Source organism: Citrobacter sp. LJND-P06, assembly GCF_058188415.1.
The window spans coordinates 3,165,286-3,180,698 of the sequence record NZ_CP187317.1 but is presented as its reverse complement, the minus strand read 5'-3'; the positions used below and the strand labels follow the sequence as shown (position 1 = coordinate 3,180,698).

The window sequence follows — 15,413 nt, the reverse complement described above, 5'->3', positions numbered from 1 at the left end:
TCTGTACCCGAAGTCCAAAGGGAATAATAAGAACAGCATGTGGGCGTTATTCATGATAAGAAATGTGAAAAAACAAAGACCTGTCAATTTGGATCTGCAAACGATCCGCTTCCCAATCACGGCGATAGCGTCCATTCTCCATCGCGTTTCTGGAGTGATCACCTTTGTGGCGGTCGGGATCCTGTTGTGGTTATTGGGTACCAGCCTCTCTTCCCCTGAAGGATTCCAGCAGGCGTCCGCCATCATGGGAAGCTTCTTCGTTAAATTAATTATGTGGGGCATTCTCACGGCGCTGGCGTATCACGTCGTGGTCGGTGTTCGTCACATGATGATGGATTTTGGCTATCTGGAAGAAACATTCGAAGCGGGTAAACGCTCGGCCAAAATCTCTTTTGTTATCACTGTCGTGCTTTCACTTCTCGCAGGAGTCCTCGTATGGTAAGCAACGCCTCCGCATTGGGACGCAACGGCGTACATGACTTCATTCTGGTCCGTGCTACCGCTATCGTTCTGACGTTATACATCATCTACATGGTGGGTTTCTTCGCCACAAGCGGCGAGTTGACCTGGGAAGCCTGGACGGGTTTCTTCTCATCGGCATTCACCAAAGTCTTCACCCTGCTGGCTCTGTTTTCCATCTTAATCCATGCCTGGATCGGCATGTGGCAGGTGTTGACCGACTACGTTAAACCGCTGGCTGTGCGCCTTGGGCTGCAACTGGTTATTGTTGTTGCGCTGGTGGTTTACGTCATTTATGGATTTGTTGTGGTGTGGGGTGTGTAATGAAACTGCCAGTAAGAGAATTTGATGCTGTAGTGATTGGCGCAGGCGGCGCAGGTATGCGTGCGGCGCTGCAAATTTCCCAAAGCGGCCAAACCTGTGCGCTGCTGTCTAAAGTCTTCCCAACCCGTTCCCATACCGTGTCTGCGCAGGGTGGCATTACCGTTGCGCTCGGGAATACCCATGAAGATAACTGGGAATGGCACATGTACGACACCGTAAAAGGGTCGGACTATATTGGTGACCAGGACGCGATTGAATACATGTGTAAGACCGGCCCGGAAGCGATTCTGGAGCTGGACCACATGGGGCTTCCGTTCTCTCGCCTCGATAATGGCACTATTTATCAACGTCCGTTTGGCGGCCAGTCGAAAAACTTCGGCGGCGAGCAGGCGGCACGTACCGCAGCCGCGGCAGACCGTACCGGTCACGCACTGCTGCACACGCTGTATCAACAGAACCTGAAGAACCACACCACTATTTTCTCTGAGTGGTATGCGCTGGATCTGGTGAAAAACGCCGATGGCGCAGTGGTTGGTTGTACCGCGCTGTGTATCGAAACCGGTGAAGTGGTTTACTTCAAAGCTAACGCCACCGTGCTGGCGACCGGCGGTGCAGGCCGTATCTATCAGTCCACCACTAACGCGCATATCAACACCGGTGACGGCGTCGGTATGGCTATCCGTGCCGGTGTCCCGGTGCAGGATATGGAAATGTGGCAGTTCCACCCAACCGGTATCGCCGGTGCGGGCGTTCTGGTGACAGAAGGCTGCCGTGGTGAAGGTGGCTATCTGCTGAACAAACACGGCGAGCGCTTCATGGAGCGTTATGCCCCGAATGCGAAAGACCTGGCGGGTCGTGACGTGGTGGCGCGTTCCATCATGATCGAAATCCGTGAAGGGCGCGGCTGCGACGGCCCGTGGGGCCCGCATGCTAAATTGAAACTCGACCATCTGGGTAAAGATGTTCTCGAATCCCGTCTGCCGGGCATTCTTGAGCTGTCCCGTACCTTCGCACACGTTGACCCGGTGAAAGAGCCGATTCCGGTCATTCCAACCTGCCACTACATGATGGGCGGTATTCCGACCAAAGTGACCGGCCAGGCGCTGACCGTGAACGCGCAGGGCGAAGACGTGGTGATTCCTGGGCTGTTTGCGGTGGGCGAAATCGCCTGCGTATCGGTTCACGGCGCCAACCGTCTGGGCGGCAACTCGCTGCTCGACCTGGTGGTGTTTGGCCGTGCGGTGGGCCTGCATCTGCAAGAATCCATCGCCGAGCAGGGCGCCCTGCTGGATGCGACCGATGAGGAAATCGATGCCTCTCTGGAACGTCTGAACCGCTGGAACGGCAACCGTGACGGCGAAGATCCGGTGGTTATCCGTAAAGCCTTGCAGGAATGTATGCAGCATAACTTCTCGGTATTCCGCGAAGGTGATGCGATGGCGAAAGGGCTTGAGCAGTTGAAAGCGATCCGCGAGCGTCTGAAAAATGCGCGCCTGGATGACACCTCCAGCGAGTTCAATACCCAGCGTGTTGAATGCCTGGAGCTGGATAACCTGATGGAAACCGCTTACGCAACCGCAGTATCCGCCAACTTCCGTACTGAAAGCCGTGGCGCGCATAGCCGCTTCGACTTCCCGGAACGTGATGATGAAAACTGGCTGTGCCACTCCCTGTATCTGCCAGAGACGGAATCCATGACGCGACGTCAGGTCAACATGGAACCGAAACTGCGCCCGGCATTCCCGCCGAAGATTCGTACTTATTAATGCGGAGACAGGACAATGAAACTCGAGTTTTCGATTTATCGCTATAACCCGGATGTTGATGACGCTCCGCGCATGCAGGATTACAGCCTGGAAGGCGAAGAAGGGCGTGACATGATGCTGCTGGATGCCTTAATCCAGTTGAAAGAAAAAGACCCAAGTTTGTCGTTCCGTCGTTCCTGCCGTGAAGGGGTGTGTGGCTCCGATGGTTTGAACATGAACGGTAAAAATGGTCTGGCCTGTATCACCCCGATTTCGGCGTTACACCAGCCGGGTAAGAAAATTGTGATCCGTCCCCTGCCTGGCTTACCGGTTGTTCGCGATTTGGTGGTAGACATGGGGCAATTCTATGCCCAATATGAGAAGATTAAACCTTACCTATTGAATAATGGGCAAAATCCACCCGCTCGCGAGCATTTACAAATGCCTGAGCAGCGTGAAAAACTGGATGGATTGTACGAGTGCATTCTGTGTGCCTGCTGCTCAACATCCTGCCCGTCATTCTGGTGGAATCCGGACAAATTTATCGGCCCGGCGGGTCTGCTTGCCGCGTATCGCTTCCTGATTGACAGCCGCGATACTGAAACCGATAGCCGTCTGGAAGGGTTGAGTGATGCTTTCAGCGTATTCCGCTGTCACAGCATTATGAACTGCGTCAGTGTTTGTCCTAAGGGGCTGAACCCGACGCGCGCGATTGGTCATATTAAGTCGATGTTGCTGAATCGCAGTGCGTAAGTAGACATTGCCCGCGGTGGCAATCCTGTAGGCCGGATAAGACGTTTACGTCGCCATCCGGCACATTTTGCCTGATGGCGCTTCGCTTATCAGGCCTACGGGGTCGCCATCCGGCAAATTAGTGCAGGAAACCTCTAAAAACTGCCCATTCAGTCAGACAGTTTTTAAAGGTTCCTTAGCGGACGCAGATCACACGACAGTCCGCAACAAGTGAACCCCGGCACGCACACCGGTTGTGCGTGGTTAGTATCCACGGCGAAATAAGCATACAGAATGCTTAAGGGATCACGATGCAGAACGGCGCAATGAAAGCCTGGTTGGACTCTTCTTACCTCTCTGGCGCAAACCAGAGCTGGATAGAACAGCTCTATGAAGACTTCTTAACCGATCCTGACTCAGTAGACGCCAACTGGCGTTCTATGTTCCAGCAGTTACCTGGCACCGGAGTCAAACCGGATCAATTCCATTCAACAACGCGTGATTATTTCCGTCGTCTGGCGAAGGATGCCTCACGTTACTCTTCTACGATTTCCGACCCTGACACCAATGCTAAGCAGGTTAAAGTCCTGCAGCTTATCAACGCTTATCGTTTCCGCGGTCACCAGCATGCCAACCTCGACCCGCTGGGACTGTGGAAGCAAGAAAACGTGGCAGATCTGGATCCTTCTTTCCACGATCTGACTGAGGCCGATTTCCAGGAAAGCTTTAACGTAGGTTCTTTTGCTGGCGGCAAAGAGACAATGAAGCTGGGCGAGCTGCTTTCCGCGCTCAAACAGACCTATTGCGGCCCGATTGGCGCCGAGTACATGCACATCACCAGCACCGAAGAGAAGCGCTGGTTACAACAGCGTATCGAATCGGGTCGTGCGGCATTTAGCACTGAAGAGAAGAAACGCTTCCTGAGCGAACTGACCGCAGCGGAAGGTCTTGAGCGTTATCTGGGCGCGAAATTCCCGGGCGCAAAACGTTTCTCTCTGGAAGGCGGCGATGCGTTAATTCCGATGCTCAAAGAGATGATCCGCCATGCGGGCAACAGCGGTACCCGTGAAGTGGTGCTGGGTATGGCGCACCGCGGTCGTCTGAACGTGCTGGTTAACGTTCTGGGTAAAAAACCGCAGGATCTGTTCGACGAATTTGCGGGCAAACATAAAGAACATCTCGGCACCGGTGACGTGAAGTACCACATGGGCTTCTCGTCTGACATCGAAACCGAAGGCGGTCTGGTTCACCTGGCGCTGGCGTTTAACCCGTCGCACCTGGAAATCGTCAGCCCGGTGGTTATCGGTTCCGTGCGTGCGCGTCTGGACAGACTCGACGAGCCGAGCAGCAATAAAGTCCTGCCAATCACCATTCACGGTGACGCGGCAGTGACAGGGCAGGGCGTGGTTCAGGAAACGCTGAACATGTCGAAAGCGCGGGGTTACGAAGTGGGCGGTACCGTTCGCATCGTTATCAACAACCAGGTGGGCTTCACCACCTCTAACCCGCTGGATGCGCGTTCTACCCCGTACTGCACCGACATCGGTAAAATGGTACAGGCGCCGATCTTCCACGTTAACGCGGATGACCCGGAAGCGGTCGCGTTTGTGACCCGTCTGGCGCTGGACTTCCGTAACACCTTTAAACGCGATGTCTTCATCGACCTGTTCTGCTACCGTCGTCACGGCCATAACGAAGCCGATGAGCCGAGCGCAACTCAGCCGTTGATGTATCAGAAAATCAAAAAACATCCGACGCCGCGTAAAATCTACGCCGACAAACTCGAGCAGGATAAAGTCGCTTCGCTGGAAGACTCCACCGAAATGGTCAATCTGTACCGTGACGCGCTGGATGCGGGCGAGTGTGTGGTGAAAGAGTGGCGTCCGATGAATATGCACTCCTTTACCTGGTCGCCGTACCTCAACCATGAATGGGATGAAAAATACCCGGATACGGTTGAAATGAAGCGCCTGCAGGAACTGGCCAAACGTATCAGCACCGTGCCGGAAGCGGTCGAGATGCAGTCTCGCGTAGCCAAAATTTACGGTGACCGTCAGGCGATGGCGTCAGGCGAGAAACTGTTCGACTGGGGCGGCGCAGAAACACTGGCGTACGCTACGTTGGTCGATGAAGGGATCCCGGTGCGTCTGTCAGGTGAAGATGCGGGCCGTGGTACGTTCTTCCACCGTCACGCGGTGATTCATAACCAGTCCAATGGTTCCACCTATACCCCGTTGCAGCACGTACATAACGGCCAGGGCACCTTCCGTGTCTGGGACTCCGTGCTCTCTGAAGAAGCGGTACTGGCATTCGAATACGGTTATGCCACGGCGGAACCCCGCACGCTGACTATCTGGGAAGCGCAATTCGGCGACTTCGCCAACGGCGCGCAGGTGGTTATCGACCAGTTCATCTCCTCCGGTGAGCAGAAGTGGGGACGTATGTGTGGTCTGGTTATGTTACTGCCGCACGGTTACGAAGGTCAGGGCCCGGAGCACTCCTCTGCGCGTCTGGAACGTTATCTGCAACTCTGCGCTGAGCAGAACATGCAAGTTTGCGTCCCGTCGACCCCGGCTCAGGTGTACCACATGTTGCGTCGTCAGGCGCTGCGCGGTATGCGCCGTCCACTGGTGGTCATGTCGCCGAAGTCGCTGCTGCGTCACCCGCTGGCCGTCTCTTCTCTTGACGAACTGGCAAATGGCACCTTCCTGCCGGCCATTGGCGAGATTGATGAACTCGATCCGCAAGCCGTGAAGCGTGTGGTGATGTGTTCTGGTAAGGTTTACTACGACCTGCTGGAACAGCGCCGTAAGAACAATCAAAAAGATGTGGCCATTGTGCGCATCGAACAGCTCTATCCGTTCCCGCACAAAGCGGTTCAGGAAGCGCTGAAACCGTACGCTCACGTACATGATTTTGTCTGGTGCCAGGAAGAGCCGCTCAACCAGGGCGCATGGTATTGCAGCCAGCATCATTTCCGTGAAGTGATTCCATTTGGGTCTGCTCTGCGTTATGCAGGTCGCCCGGCCTCCGCCTCTCCGGCGGTAGGGTATATGTCCGTTCACCAGAAGCAGCAACAAGATCTGGTCAATGACGCGCTGAACGTCGATTAATTAAAGGATACAAAATGAGTAGCGTAGATATTCTTGTTCCCGACCTGCCTGAGTCTGTAGCAGACGCGACCGTTGCAACCTGGCATAAAAAACCAGGCGACGCGGTTGTTCGCGACGAAGTGCTGGTAGAAATCGAAACTGACAAAGTGGTACTGGAAGTACCGGCATCGGCGGACGGCATTCTGGATGCAGTGCTGGAAGATGAAGGCACCACCGTGACTTCTCGCCAGATCCTGGGTCGCCTGCGTGAAGGCAACAGCGCTGGCAAAGAAACCAACGCCAAGTCTGATGAGCAAGCGTCTACCCCGGCGCAGCGTCAGCAGGCTTCTCTGTCTGAGCAAAACAATGATGCCCTGAGCCCGGCGATCCGTCGCCTGCTTGGTGAGCACAACCTCGAAGCCAGCGCTATTAAAGGCACCGGCGTCGGCGGTCGTATCACCCGTGAAGATGTTGAAAAGCATCTGGCGAAAGCGCCGGCAAAAGCCGAGGCTAAAGCGCCTGTTGCGGAGCCTGTCGCACAGCCAGCTCTCGGCGCGCGCAGCGAAAAACGTGTTCCGATGACCCGTCTGCGTAAGCGCGTGGCCGAGCGTCTGCTGGAAGCGAAAAACTCGACCGCCATGCTGACGACCTTCAACGAAGTCAACATGAAGCCGATTATGGATCTGCGTAAGCAGTACGGCGACGCGTTCGAAAAACGTCACGGTATCCGTCTGGGCTTTATGTCTTTCTACGTGAAAGCGGTGGTTGAAGCGCTGAAACGTTATCCGGAAGTCAACGCCTCTATTGATGGCGATGACGTGGTGTACCACAACTACTTTGATGTCAGCATGGCGGTTTCTACCCCGCGCGGTCTGGTAACACCGGTGCTGCGTGATGTCGATGCCCTCGGTATGGCTGACGTTGAGAAGAAAATTAAAGAACTGGCAGTGAAAGGTCGCGACGGCAAACTGACCGTTGAAGATCTGACCGGTGGTAACTTCACCATCACCAACGGTGGTGTGTTCGGTTCCCTGATGTCTACGCCGATCATCAACCCGCCCCAGAGCGCAATCCTGGGCATGCACGCTATCAAAGACAGACCGATGGCTGTCGATGGTAAGGTTGAGATCCTGCCGATGATGTACCTTGCGCTGTCTTACGACCACCGTCTGATTGATGGTCGCGAGTCAGTAGGCTTCCTGGTGGCCATTAAAGAGCTGCTGGAAGATCCGACACGTCTGCTGCTGGACGTGTAGTAAACAAGAGTATCACCTGCCCCGTAGGCCGGATAAGCGTAGCGCCATCCGGCAAAGATACCGCTCTGGTCTACGGGTTTAAAGATAACGATTACTGAAGGATGGACAGAACACATGAACTTACATGAATATCAGGCAAAACAACTTTTTGCCCGCTATGGCTTACCGGCGCCGGTGGGTTATGCCTGTACTACTCCGCGTGAAGCAGAAGAAGCCGCGTCTAAAATTGGTGCGGGTCCGTGGGTAGTCAAATGTCAGGTTCACGCTGGCGGCCGCGGTAAAGCGGGCGGTGTGAAAGTGGTTAAGAGCAAAGAAGAAATTCGCGCTTTTGCTGAGCACTGGTTGGGTAAACGTCTGGTGACCTACCAAACGGATGCGCACGGTCAGCCGGTTAACCAGATTCTGGTTGAAGCGGCCACGGATATTGATAAAGAACTCTATCTGGGCGCGGTTGTTGACCGTAGCTCCCGTCGCGTGGTCTTCATGGCCTCTACCGAAGGCGGCGTGGAAATCGAAAAAGTGGCGGAAGAAACCCCGCACCTGATCCACAAAGTCGCACTGGATCCGCTGGCCGGCCCAATGCCGTACCAGGGTCGTGAACTGGCGTTCAAACTGGGTCTGGAAGGTAAACAGGTTCAGCAGTTCACCAAGATTTTCATGGGTCTGGCGACCATCTTCCTGGAGCGCGATCTGGCGCTGATCGAAATCAACCCATTGGTTATCACTAAGCAGGGCGATCTTATCTGCCTCGATGGCAAACTGGGCGCTGACGGTAACGCACTGTTCCGCCAGGCTGACCTGCGCGAAATGCGCGACCAGTCTCAGGAAGATCCGCGTGAAGCGCAGGCGGCACAGTGGGAACTGAACTACGTCGCTCTGGATGGCAACATCGGTTGTATGGTGAACGGTGCGGGCCTGGCAATGGGCACCATGGACATCGTTAAACTGCACGGCGGCGAACCGGCTAACTTCCTGGATGTTGGCGGCGGCGCAACCAAAGAGCGCGTGACCGAAGCGTTCAAAATCATCCTTTCCGACGACAATGTAAAAGCCGTTCTGGTTAACATCTTCGGCGGTATCGTGCGCTGCGACCTGATCGCTGACGGTATCATCGGCGCAGTGGCGGAAGTGGGTGTCAACGTTCCGGTGGTGGTACGTCTGGAAGGTAACAACGCCGAACTCGGCGCGAAGAAACTGGCTGACAGCGGCCTGAATATTATTGCAGCGAAAAGTCTGACGGATGCAGCTCAGCAAGTTGTTGCCGCAGTGGAGGGGAAATAATGTCTGTTTTAATCGATAAAAACACCAAGGTTATCTGTCAGGGCTTTACCGGTAGCCAGGGGACTTTCCACTCTGAGCAGGCAATTGCTTACGGTACGCAGATGGTTGGCGGTGTTACGCCAGGTAAAGGCGGTACTGAACATCTGGGTCTGCCGGTGTTTAACACCGTGCGTGAAGCCGTAGAAGCGACTGGTGCGACCGCATCGGTTATCTACGTTCCGGCACCGTTCTGCAAAGACTCCATTCTGGAAGCGATCGACGCGGGTATCAAACTTATCATCACCATCACTGAAGGCATCCCGACGCTGGATATGCTGACGGTGAAAGTGGCGCTTGATGAAGCTGGCGTGCGTATGATTGGCCCGAACTGCCCGGGCGTTATCACGCCGGGCGAATGCAAAATCGGCATCATGCCGGGTCACATTCACAAGCCGGGCAAAGTGGGTATCGTTTCCCGTTCTGGTACGCTGACCTATGAAGCCGTTAAGCAGACCACTGACTACGGTTTCGGTCAGTCCACCTGTGTGGGCATTGGCGGCGACCCGATCCCAGGCTCTAACTTTATCGACATCCTGAAACTGTTCCAGGAAGATCCGCAGACAGAAGCGATCGTGATGATCGGTGAAATCGGCGGTAGCGCGGAAGAAGAAGCCGCAGCGTACATTAAAGAACATGTGACCAAACCGGTTGTCGGCTACATTGCCGGTGTGACCGCGCCGAAAGGCAAACGTATGGGTCACGCAGGCGCGATCATCGCGGGCGGCAAAGGAACGGCGGACGAGAAGTTCGCGGCTCTGGAAGCAGCAGGCGTGAAAACCGTTCGTAGCCTGGCCGATATCGGCGAAGCACTGAAAAGCGTTATTAAGTAAAGTATTAAAAGAGTAAAACAACCCAAGCCATTCATTTCCCGTAGGTGGATGGCGAAGGGTTGGTTCGTTTCGACATGGTTGGCCATCTGATGATGGCCTTTTTTGTTCTTTTTCTTTATTTAACTTCTTGCGTTTTAATCATAATTTCCTGAGTAAACGAGATAATTTTTTGCGGTTAGCATCATTTTTTCATTACGCCAAATTCTGCATATTACCCACTAACAGAGAATAACCATCGGGGAAATGCATGACTGCGCATAATCAGGATGAATACTTAGATCGTTTTTACTCACTCGCTGATGTCTTCTCCAGTGCGACTGGGCTGGCTGCCGTGGTCGTTGATATACACGGCAATGCGCTTTCAAGTTGTCATCATTTTAATTCCTTTTGTTCGTTGATGCGCGGCCATGAGCAATACCGCTCAGGCTGCCAGCAGTGCGAAAAATATTGCGCCTATGAAGGGCTTAAGGAATCAAAGCCAAAAATACTCAGTTGCCATGCGGGATTGAGCTTATTTTCAATGCCAATCATTCGTGAAGGAAGCCTGCTCGGATTTATCATTTGTGGACAGGTACGGGCGAAATATCAGGAATATAAAACAATTGTCATTCAGGATGAAAGACTGTGGGCTCAAAATGCTGAAATAAGTGAGGCCTGGCGGCAGGTTGCTATTATGGATAATAATCACCTGGTTGCATCAGCAAATTTACTTAATTTCATCGTTAATAATATCACATTAACAGAAAGTAAATATTCATCGACTCTTGATGCGCTCTGTAGCGAATCTCCTTTTTCTTACTCTGAGCTTTCTCGTCATGAAAGGAAACTGGCGGCGGCGTTGCGTTATATTGAGGAAAATCTCTATGGCGAGCTAACGTTAGAGTCTGTGGCTTCTCAGGTCTGCTTAAGCGCAAATTATTTTAGTCGCTTTTTTAAAAAGCAGCAGGGGGTTAATTTCAAAACCTGGGTTAATCAGAAGAAAATGCAGCGTGCCGGTGAACTGCTTCGCGACCCTGGTCATTCAATTGAGAGCATTGCCCGGAAACTTCAATACGCGCAAACCAGTTACTTTTGTCGTGTTTTCCGGGCGGTACATCAACGTTCTCCGCAATCTTTTCGTTACGAGCAGCTTTCTCAGTAAAGGTTTTTCGGCAGTTTAATGTTGTCAGGAATGAACGATAATCGGTCGCTTAGCGTGACGACATCGCCAATCACGATCAGCGCAGGGGGAACAATGTTGGCCTCCTGCGCTTTGTTAAGCAACGTACCCAGCGTGCAGGTTAACCGACGCTGATTCTCTCTTGTTGCCGACATGACAATGGCGGCTGGCGTCTCCGGGGATTTGCCACCCATAAGTAATTCTTCACAAATAAACGGCAAATTGGCAATGCCCATCACGATGACTAATGTCCCGTGGAGTTTGGCAAGTTGCCGCCAGTCTTGCTGTTGATTACCTTCACGGGTGTGACCGGTCACAACATGAAAACCGGAAGCCATGTCACGATGTGTGACGGGAATACCTGCACAGGCAAGGCCTCCAATCGCCGAGCTGATACCGGGAACGACTTCAAAAGGAATGCCAGCATCGACCAGACATTCAACCTCTTCGGCGCCGCGACCAAAGACATAAGGATCGCCACCTTTCAGGCGGACAATGTTTTCATGTGTTTCAGCGTGCTGGACAAGCAGCGCATTGATTTCATGCTGTGGAACGCAATGAAAGCCTGGATTTTTGCCAACATTGATGAGCAGGCAGTCAGGAGAGACCCATTCCAGGATTTTGGGGTTAACCAGTCGATCGTAGATAACCACATCGGCGTGTTGAATGCACTGCATCGCTTTGATGGTCAGCAACGATATATCACCAGGGCCTGCCCCAACGAGCCAAACTTTTCCGGAAATTTTCACACTGTGTCCTTTATCACGTCAAACGTAGAAAATGGCGGAGACTACAATGGCAGAATGATAAAAACGTCGCCGTTTGCCTGTAAGTCATAGCGCTCAATTCTGCTGAAATAATGCGGAGATAATATTGATTGAACTCGCAAACTTTTTTCTTCAATAAACAAGTGTTCATGAAAAATTATTAAGAAGTTATTGACGCTATTTGCCTGAAATTAACCGTATTTAAATTGTGTTTATGACTGTGCTTGAGTATTATTGGTGAATATTTATTCGCTATTTGTGTGAGTAAATCATGGAATGGATCAAAGACAACAATGATGGAAATAAAATATAACTCTCGGGATTATTCTGGAGCATTTACATTGTTTTAATAATTTAAACTTTTTTTGCACGCTGCATATGGAAGACGTTATGAGAGGCAAAATACCGAAAACTGAGCTACTGGTGACTTTCGAAGTGGTGGCACGTCATGAAAGTTATACCCGGGCAGCAGAAGAGTTGGCATTAACCCAGAGCGCCGTGTTTCGACAAGTGAACGCACTGGAGGATTTTCTCAACACCTCACTTTTTAATCATGCTAAAAAGCGTATTTTTTTAAATGCAGCGGGTAAACACTATTTAAGTATCGTTAAAGAAACGCTGAACAAACTGGAACGCGATACAACAACAATAATGACCTGGCAGCCGACCGTACAAGTTATCGAGTTAGCGGTAAACCCGACCTTTAGCACGCATTGGCTGATCCCGAATCTGCGTGAGTTCAATAAACTTAATCCTGATATCATCGTAAATATCCACTCTTTGGCGAATATTGGTGATTTTCTCAACCGCGAGTATGACGCCGCTATCATGCGGGAAGACTTTTGCTCGCCGTGGTCTTCGGTGGAGTATCTTTTTGAAGAGGAAATTTTGCCGGTGTGTAGCCGACATTTGCTCATGGAGCCAGGCCAAAAAGTGTCGGTGGATGACCTGCTCAATGCGTTTCCCTTATTGCACCAAAGTACGCGCATCAAAGGCTGGCAGGAGTGGTTTGCACTGTCTGATGTCAGCAACGCGCAGGTGAACAAAGGGCCACGTTTTGATTTATTGTCGATGCTGATCGCCGCAGTGCGCTCTAATCTTGGTGTTGCGCTACTTCCGCGATTTGCCATTCAGCGCGACCTCGATAATGGCGAGATGGTTATTCCTTGTGATGTGCCGATGCGCACGGGGAACCGTTTCATCATGACCTGGCGAGAAGAAAAAGCGGAATCCCGGCATTTGCAGGTCTTTCGCAACTGGTTGTTAGAAAAATCGGTGGTTTCGCGGGGAATTTGACGTCGTTGTAGCGATACGGGAAGGGCGGCGCACTGGCACCGCCCCTGTATTTACCAGTCGATTCCGGCTTGCGCCTGAATGCCGCTGTCGAAGGCATGTTTTACCGGGCGAACTTCACTGACCGTATCGGCAAGCTCCAGTAACTGGCTATGACAGCCGCGTCCGGTAACAATGACGGTCTGGTGAACAGGACGATTCACAATCGCGGCGATCACTTCCTGCGTGTCCAGGTAATGATAAGCCAGCATATACGTCAACTCATCCAGCACCACCAGATCGTAATGCGCATCGGCCAACATGCGTTTACTCTCCTGCCAGACACCCTGCGCCGCCTGAATATCAGATTCCCGGTTTTGTGTTTCCCAGGTGAATCCGGTACCCATAATATGGAATTCAACGCCGAGAGGTTGCAGGGTGTTGTATTCGCCATTATCCCACTGGCCCTTAATAAATTGCGCGATGCCAACCGTTTTTCCATGGCCGACAGCGCGTGTTGCCGTCCCAAAAGCCGCCGTCGATTTGCCTTTGCCGTTGCCGGTGAAGACAATCAGGATGCCTTTCTTTTCGGTTGCAGCCGCCACGCGGGTATCAACGTGTTCTTTCAGTTTCTGCTGCCGCTGACAGTGCCTTTCGGTATTGGATCGCGCTTCCATTATTGCTCCTTAATGTCCTGCAGGGCAGGTTGTGCAGCGATGCTGCTGCTCAAACTGGCTGAAGAAGTTATTGCCTTTGTCGTCTACCAGGACAAACGCAGGCAGATTTTCGACTTCCATCATCCAGACGGCTTCCATTCCCAGTTCAGGATACTCGAGGCAACGTAAGCTCTTCACATATTGCTGCGCCAGCAGGGCTGCCGCGCCGCCGATGCTGCCGAGGTTAAATCCGCCATGCTTATGACAGGCATCAGTCACCTGTTTGCTGCGGTTGCCTTTGGACAACATAATCAAACTGCCGCCCGCGGCCTGGAACGCGTCCACGTAGCCATCCATACGACCGCCGGTCGTCGGGCCGAGTGAGCCACAAGCCTTGTTCTCGGGGGTTTTCGCCGGGCCTGCATAGTAGACGATATGGTGTTTCATGTACTCCGGCATGGGTTCGCCGTTGTCCAGACGTTCTTTAATTTTGGCGTGTGCGATATCGCGGGCCACAACGATTGGGCCATTCAGGGTGACTCGCGTACCAATCGGCAACGCAGAGAGGTCATGCAGGATCTCACGCAGCGGGCGATTAAGATCAAGGCGAACGGTCTGAGCGCTATTTTCTACACGCTGAGAGTCAGGAATGTATTTGCCCGGATTGTGCTCGAGTTTTTCCAGCCAGATGCCGTGTTTGTTAATTTTCGCTTTAATGTTGCGATCGGCCGAGCAGGAGAGCGCCATTGCGATAGGGCAGGAGCCGCCGTGACGTGGAAGACGAATGACGCGGATGTCATGCGCGAAATATTTGCCGCCAAACTGTGCGCCGATGCCAAATTCGCGGCTGGCGTTGAGCAGTGTGGTTTCCAGCGCGGTGTCGCGGAATGCCTGACCCAGCTCGTTTCCGCTGGTGGGCAGGTTATCGTAGTATTTCGTCGAGGCCAGTTTCGCGACCTTCAGCGCTTGGTCGGCAGATAATCCACCCACCACAAACGCGATGTGGTACGGCGGGCAAGCAGCCGTTCCCAGCGACTTCATTTTTTCGATCAGGAAGTCCTTCAGTTTTTCAGGCTGCAGAATAGATTTGGTTTCCTGGTACAGCGCCGCTTTGTTGGCTGAGCCACCGCCTTTGTTGACGAAAAGGAAACGGTATTCGCTGCCCGGCGTCGCGCTAATATCGATTTGTGCTGGCAGGTTGGTCTGGGTATTTACCTCGGTGTACATGTCCAGTGGGGCATTTTGCGAGTAGCGCAAATTATTCTCTGTGAACGTGGTATAGACCCCTTTGCTCAACTCTTCGGCGTCATTGCAGCCCGTCCAGACATTTTGTCCTTTGCTCGCCACAACGGTGGCCGTGCCGGTGTCCTGACAGTTCGGCAGTACGCCTTTGGCAGAAACCTCAGCATTACGCAGCAGTTGCAGAGCCACGTATTTATCATTACTGCTGGCCTGTGGGTCATGCAGAATACTGGCGATTTGTTTCAGATGTCCGGCGCGCAGGAAAAAAGAGGCTTCATAAAACGCCTGCTGAGCCAGCAGAGTTAGTGCCTCTGGTGCGACTTTGATGACCTCTTCACCGTCTAACTCCGTCACTGAAACGTATTTATTACTCAGCAATTCGTATTCTGTATTATCTTTTTGTTGAAGAAACGGTTCTTGCCAGACAAATGGTTTAGACATGTTAACTTCTCACCTTGTGGTTATTTTGCCGGATGGCGGTGCATGCACCTTATCCGGCCTACGTGTTCACTATCCGTTGTAGGCCGGATAAGACGCCTAAGCGTCGCCATCCGGCATT

At 52.7% G+C, this 15,413-nt stretch carries 13 protein-coding genes; 10 read left to right on the top strand and 3 right to left on the bottom strand.

Annotated features, from left to right (window positions below):
- The first annotated feature begins 37 nt into the window (after positions 1–37).
- From sdhC to ACO7SM_RS15160, 9 genes are all read left to right on the top strand, one after another.
- Entirely contained in the window at positions 38–442 is a 405-nt protein-coding gene (gene sdhC, locus ACO7SM_RS15200) for a succinate dehydrogenase cytochrome b556 subunit (protein WP_162382505.1), read from the top strand.
- The gene (gene sdhD, locus ACO7SM_RS15195; RefSeq protein ID WP_490468232.1) at positions 436–783 is read left to right on the top strand and encodes a succinate dehydrogenase membrane anchor subunit; all 348 of its coding nucleotides are present in this window, start codon (positions 436–438) and stop codon (positions 781–783) included. Before sdhC ends, sdhD begins: the two co-directional genes overlap by 7 nt.
- On the top strand, positions 783–2,549 hold the full coding sequence (sdhA, locus tag ACO7SM_RS15190; RefSeq protein WP_490468231.1) for a succinate dehydrogenase flavoprotein subunit: 1,767 nt from the start codon (positions 783–785) through the stop codon (positions 2,547–2,549). Before sdhD ends, sdhA begins: the two co-directional genes overlap by 1 nt.
- A 15-nt stretch (positions 2,550–2,564) precedes the next feature.
- Entirely contained in the window at positions 2,565–3,281 is a 717-nt protein-coding gene (gene sdhB / locus ACO7SM_RS15185; RefSeq protein ID WP_192611586.1) for a succinate dehydrogenase iron-sulfur subunit SdhB, read from the top strand.
- Positions 3,282–3,571: 290 nt separating this feature from the next.
- Positions 3,572–6,373 carry a 2-oxoglutarate dehydrogenase E1 component gene (sucA, locus tag ACO7SM_RS15180; RefSeq protein WP_490468230.1) on the top strand — a complete coding sequence of 934 codons (2,802 nt, stop codon included), beginning with the start codon at positions 3,572–3,574 and terminating at the stop codon, positions 6,371–6,373.
- A 14-nt stretch (positions 6,374–6,387) separates the two neighbouring features.
- The gene (gene odhB, locus ACO7SM_RS15175; protein WP_490468229.1) at positions 6,388–7,608 is read left to right on the top strand and encodes a 2-oxoglutarate dehydrogenase complex dihydrolipoyllysine-residue succinyltransferase; all 1,221 of its coding nucleotides are present in this window, start codon (positions 6,388–6,390) and stop codon (positions 7,606–7,608) included.
- A gap of 114 nt (positions 7,609–7,722) precedes the next feature.
- The gene (gene sucC / locus ACO7SM_RS15170) at positions 7,723–8,889 is read left to right on the top strand and encodes an ADP-forming succinate--CoA ligase subunit beta (protein WP_162382511.1); all 1,167 of its coding nucleotides are present in this window, start codon (positions 7,723–7,725) and stop codon (positions 8,887–8,889) included.
- The gene (gene sucD / locus ACO7SM_RS15165) at positions 8,889–9,758 is read left to right on the top strand and encodes a succinate--CoA ligase subunit alpha (protein ID WP_490468228.1); all 870 of its coding nucleotides are present in this window, start codon (positions 8,889–8,891) and stop codon (positions 9,756–9,758) included. The genes sucC and sucD overlap by 1 nt, the downstream gene beginning before the upstream one ends.
- Before the next feature lie 247 nt (positions 9,759–10,005).
- Entirely contained in the window at positions 10,006–10,899 is an 894-nt protein-coding gene (locus ACO7SM_RS15160) for a PocR ligand-binding domain-containing protein (RefSeq protein WP_490468227.1), read from the top strand.
- Here ACO7SM_RS15160 and cobA read toward each other — a convergent pair.
- A complete protein-coding gene (gene cobA, locus ACO7SM_RS15155) occupies positions 10,893–11,666 on the bottom strand; it encodes a uroporphyrinogen-III C-methyltransferase (protein WP_490468226.1) in 774 nt (257 codons plus the stop codon). The genes ACO7SM_RS15160 and cobA overlap by 7 nt on opposite strands.
- A 408-nt stretch (positions 11,667–12,074) precedes the next feature.
- Here cobA and ACO7SM_RS15150 point away from each other — a divergent pair, with 408 nt between their 5' ends.
- On the top strand, positions 12,075–12,980 hold the full coding sequence (locus tag ACO7SM_RS15150; RefSeq protein WP_490468225.1) for a LysR substrate-binding domain-containing protein: 906 nt from the start codon (positions 12,075–12,077) through the stop codon (positions 12,978–12,980).
- A 50-nt stretch (positions 12,981–13,030) separates the two neighbouring features.
- Here ACO7SM_RS15150 and cobO read toward each other — a convergent pair whose 3' ends face one another.
- Both cobO and ACO7SM_RS15140 read right to left on the bottom strand, forming a co-directional pair.
- Positions 13,031–13,633, bottom strand: a complete 603-nt coding sequence (cobO, locus tag ACO7SM_RS15145; RefSeq protein WP_490468224.1) for a cob(I)yrinic acid a,c-diamide adenosyltransferase — start codon at positions 13,631–13,633, stop codon at positions 13,031–13,033.
- 9 nt (positions 13,634–13,642) lie between these two features.
- Entirely contained in the window at positions 13,643–15,295 is a 1,653-nt protein-coding gene (locus tag ACO7SM_RS15140) for a class I fumarate hydratase (RefSeq protein WP_490468223.1), read from the bottom strand.
- Between the last annotated feature and the right edge of the window lie 118 nt (positions 15,296–15,413).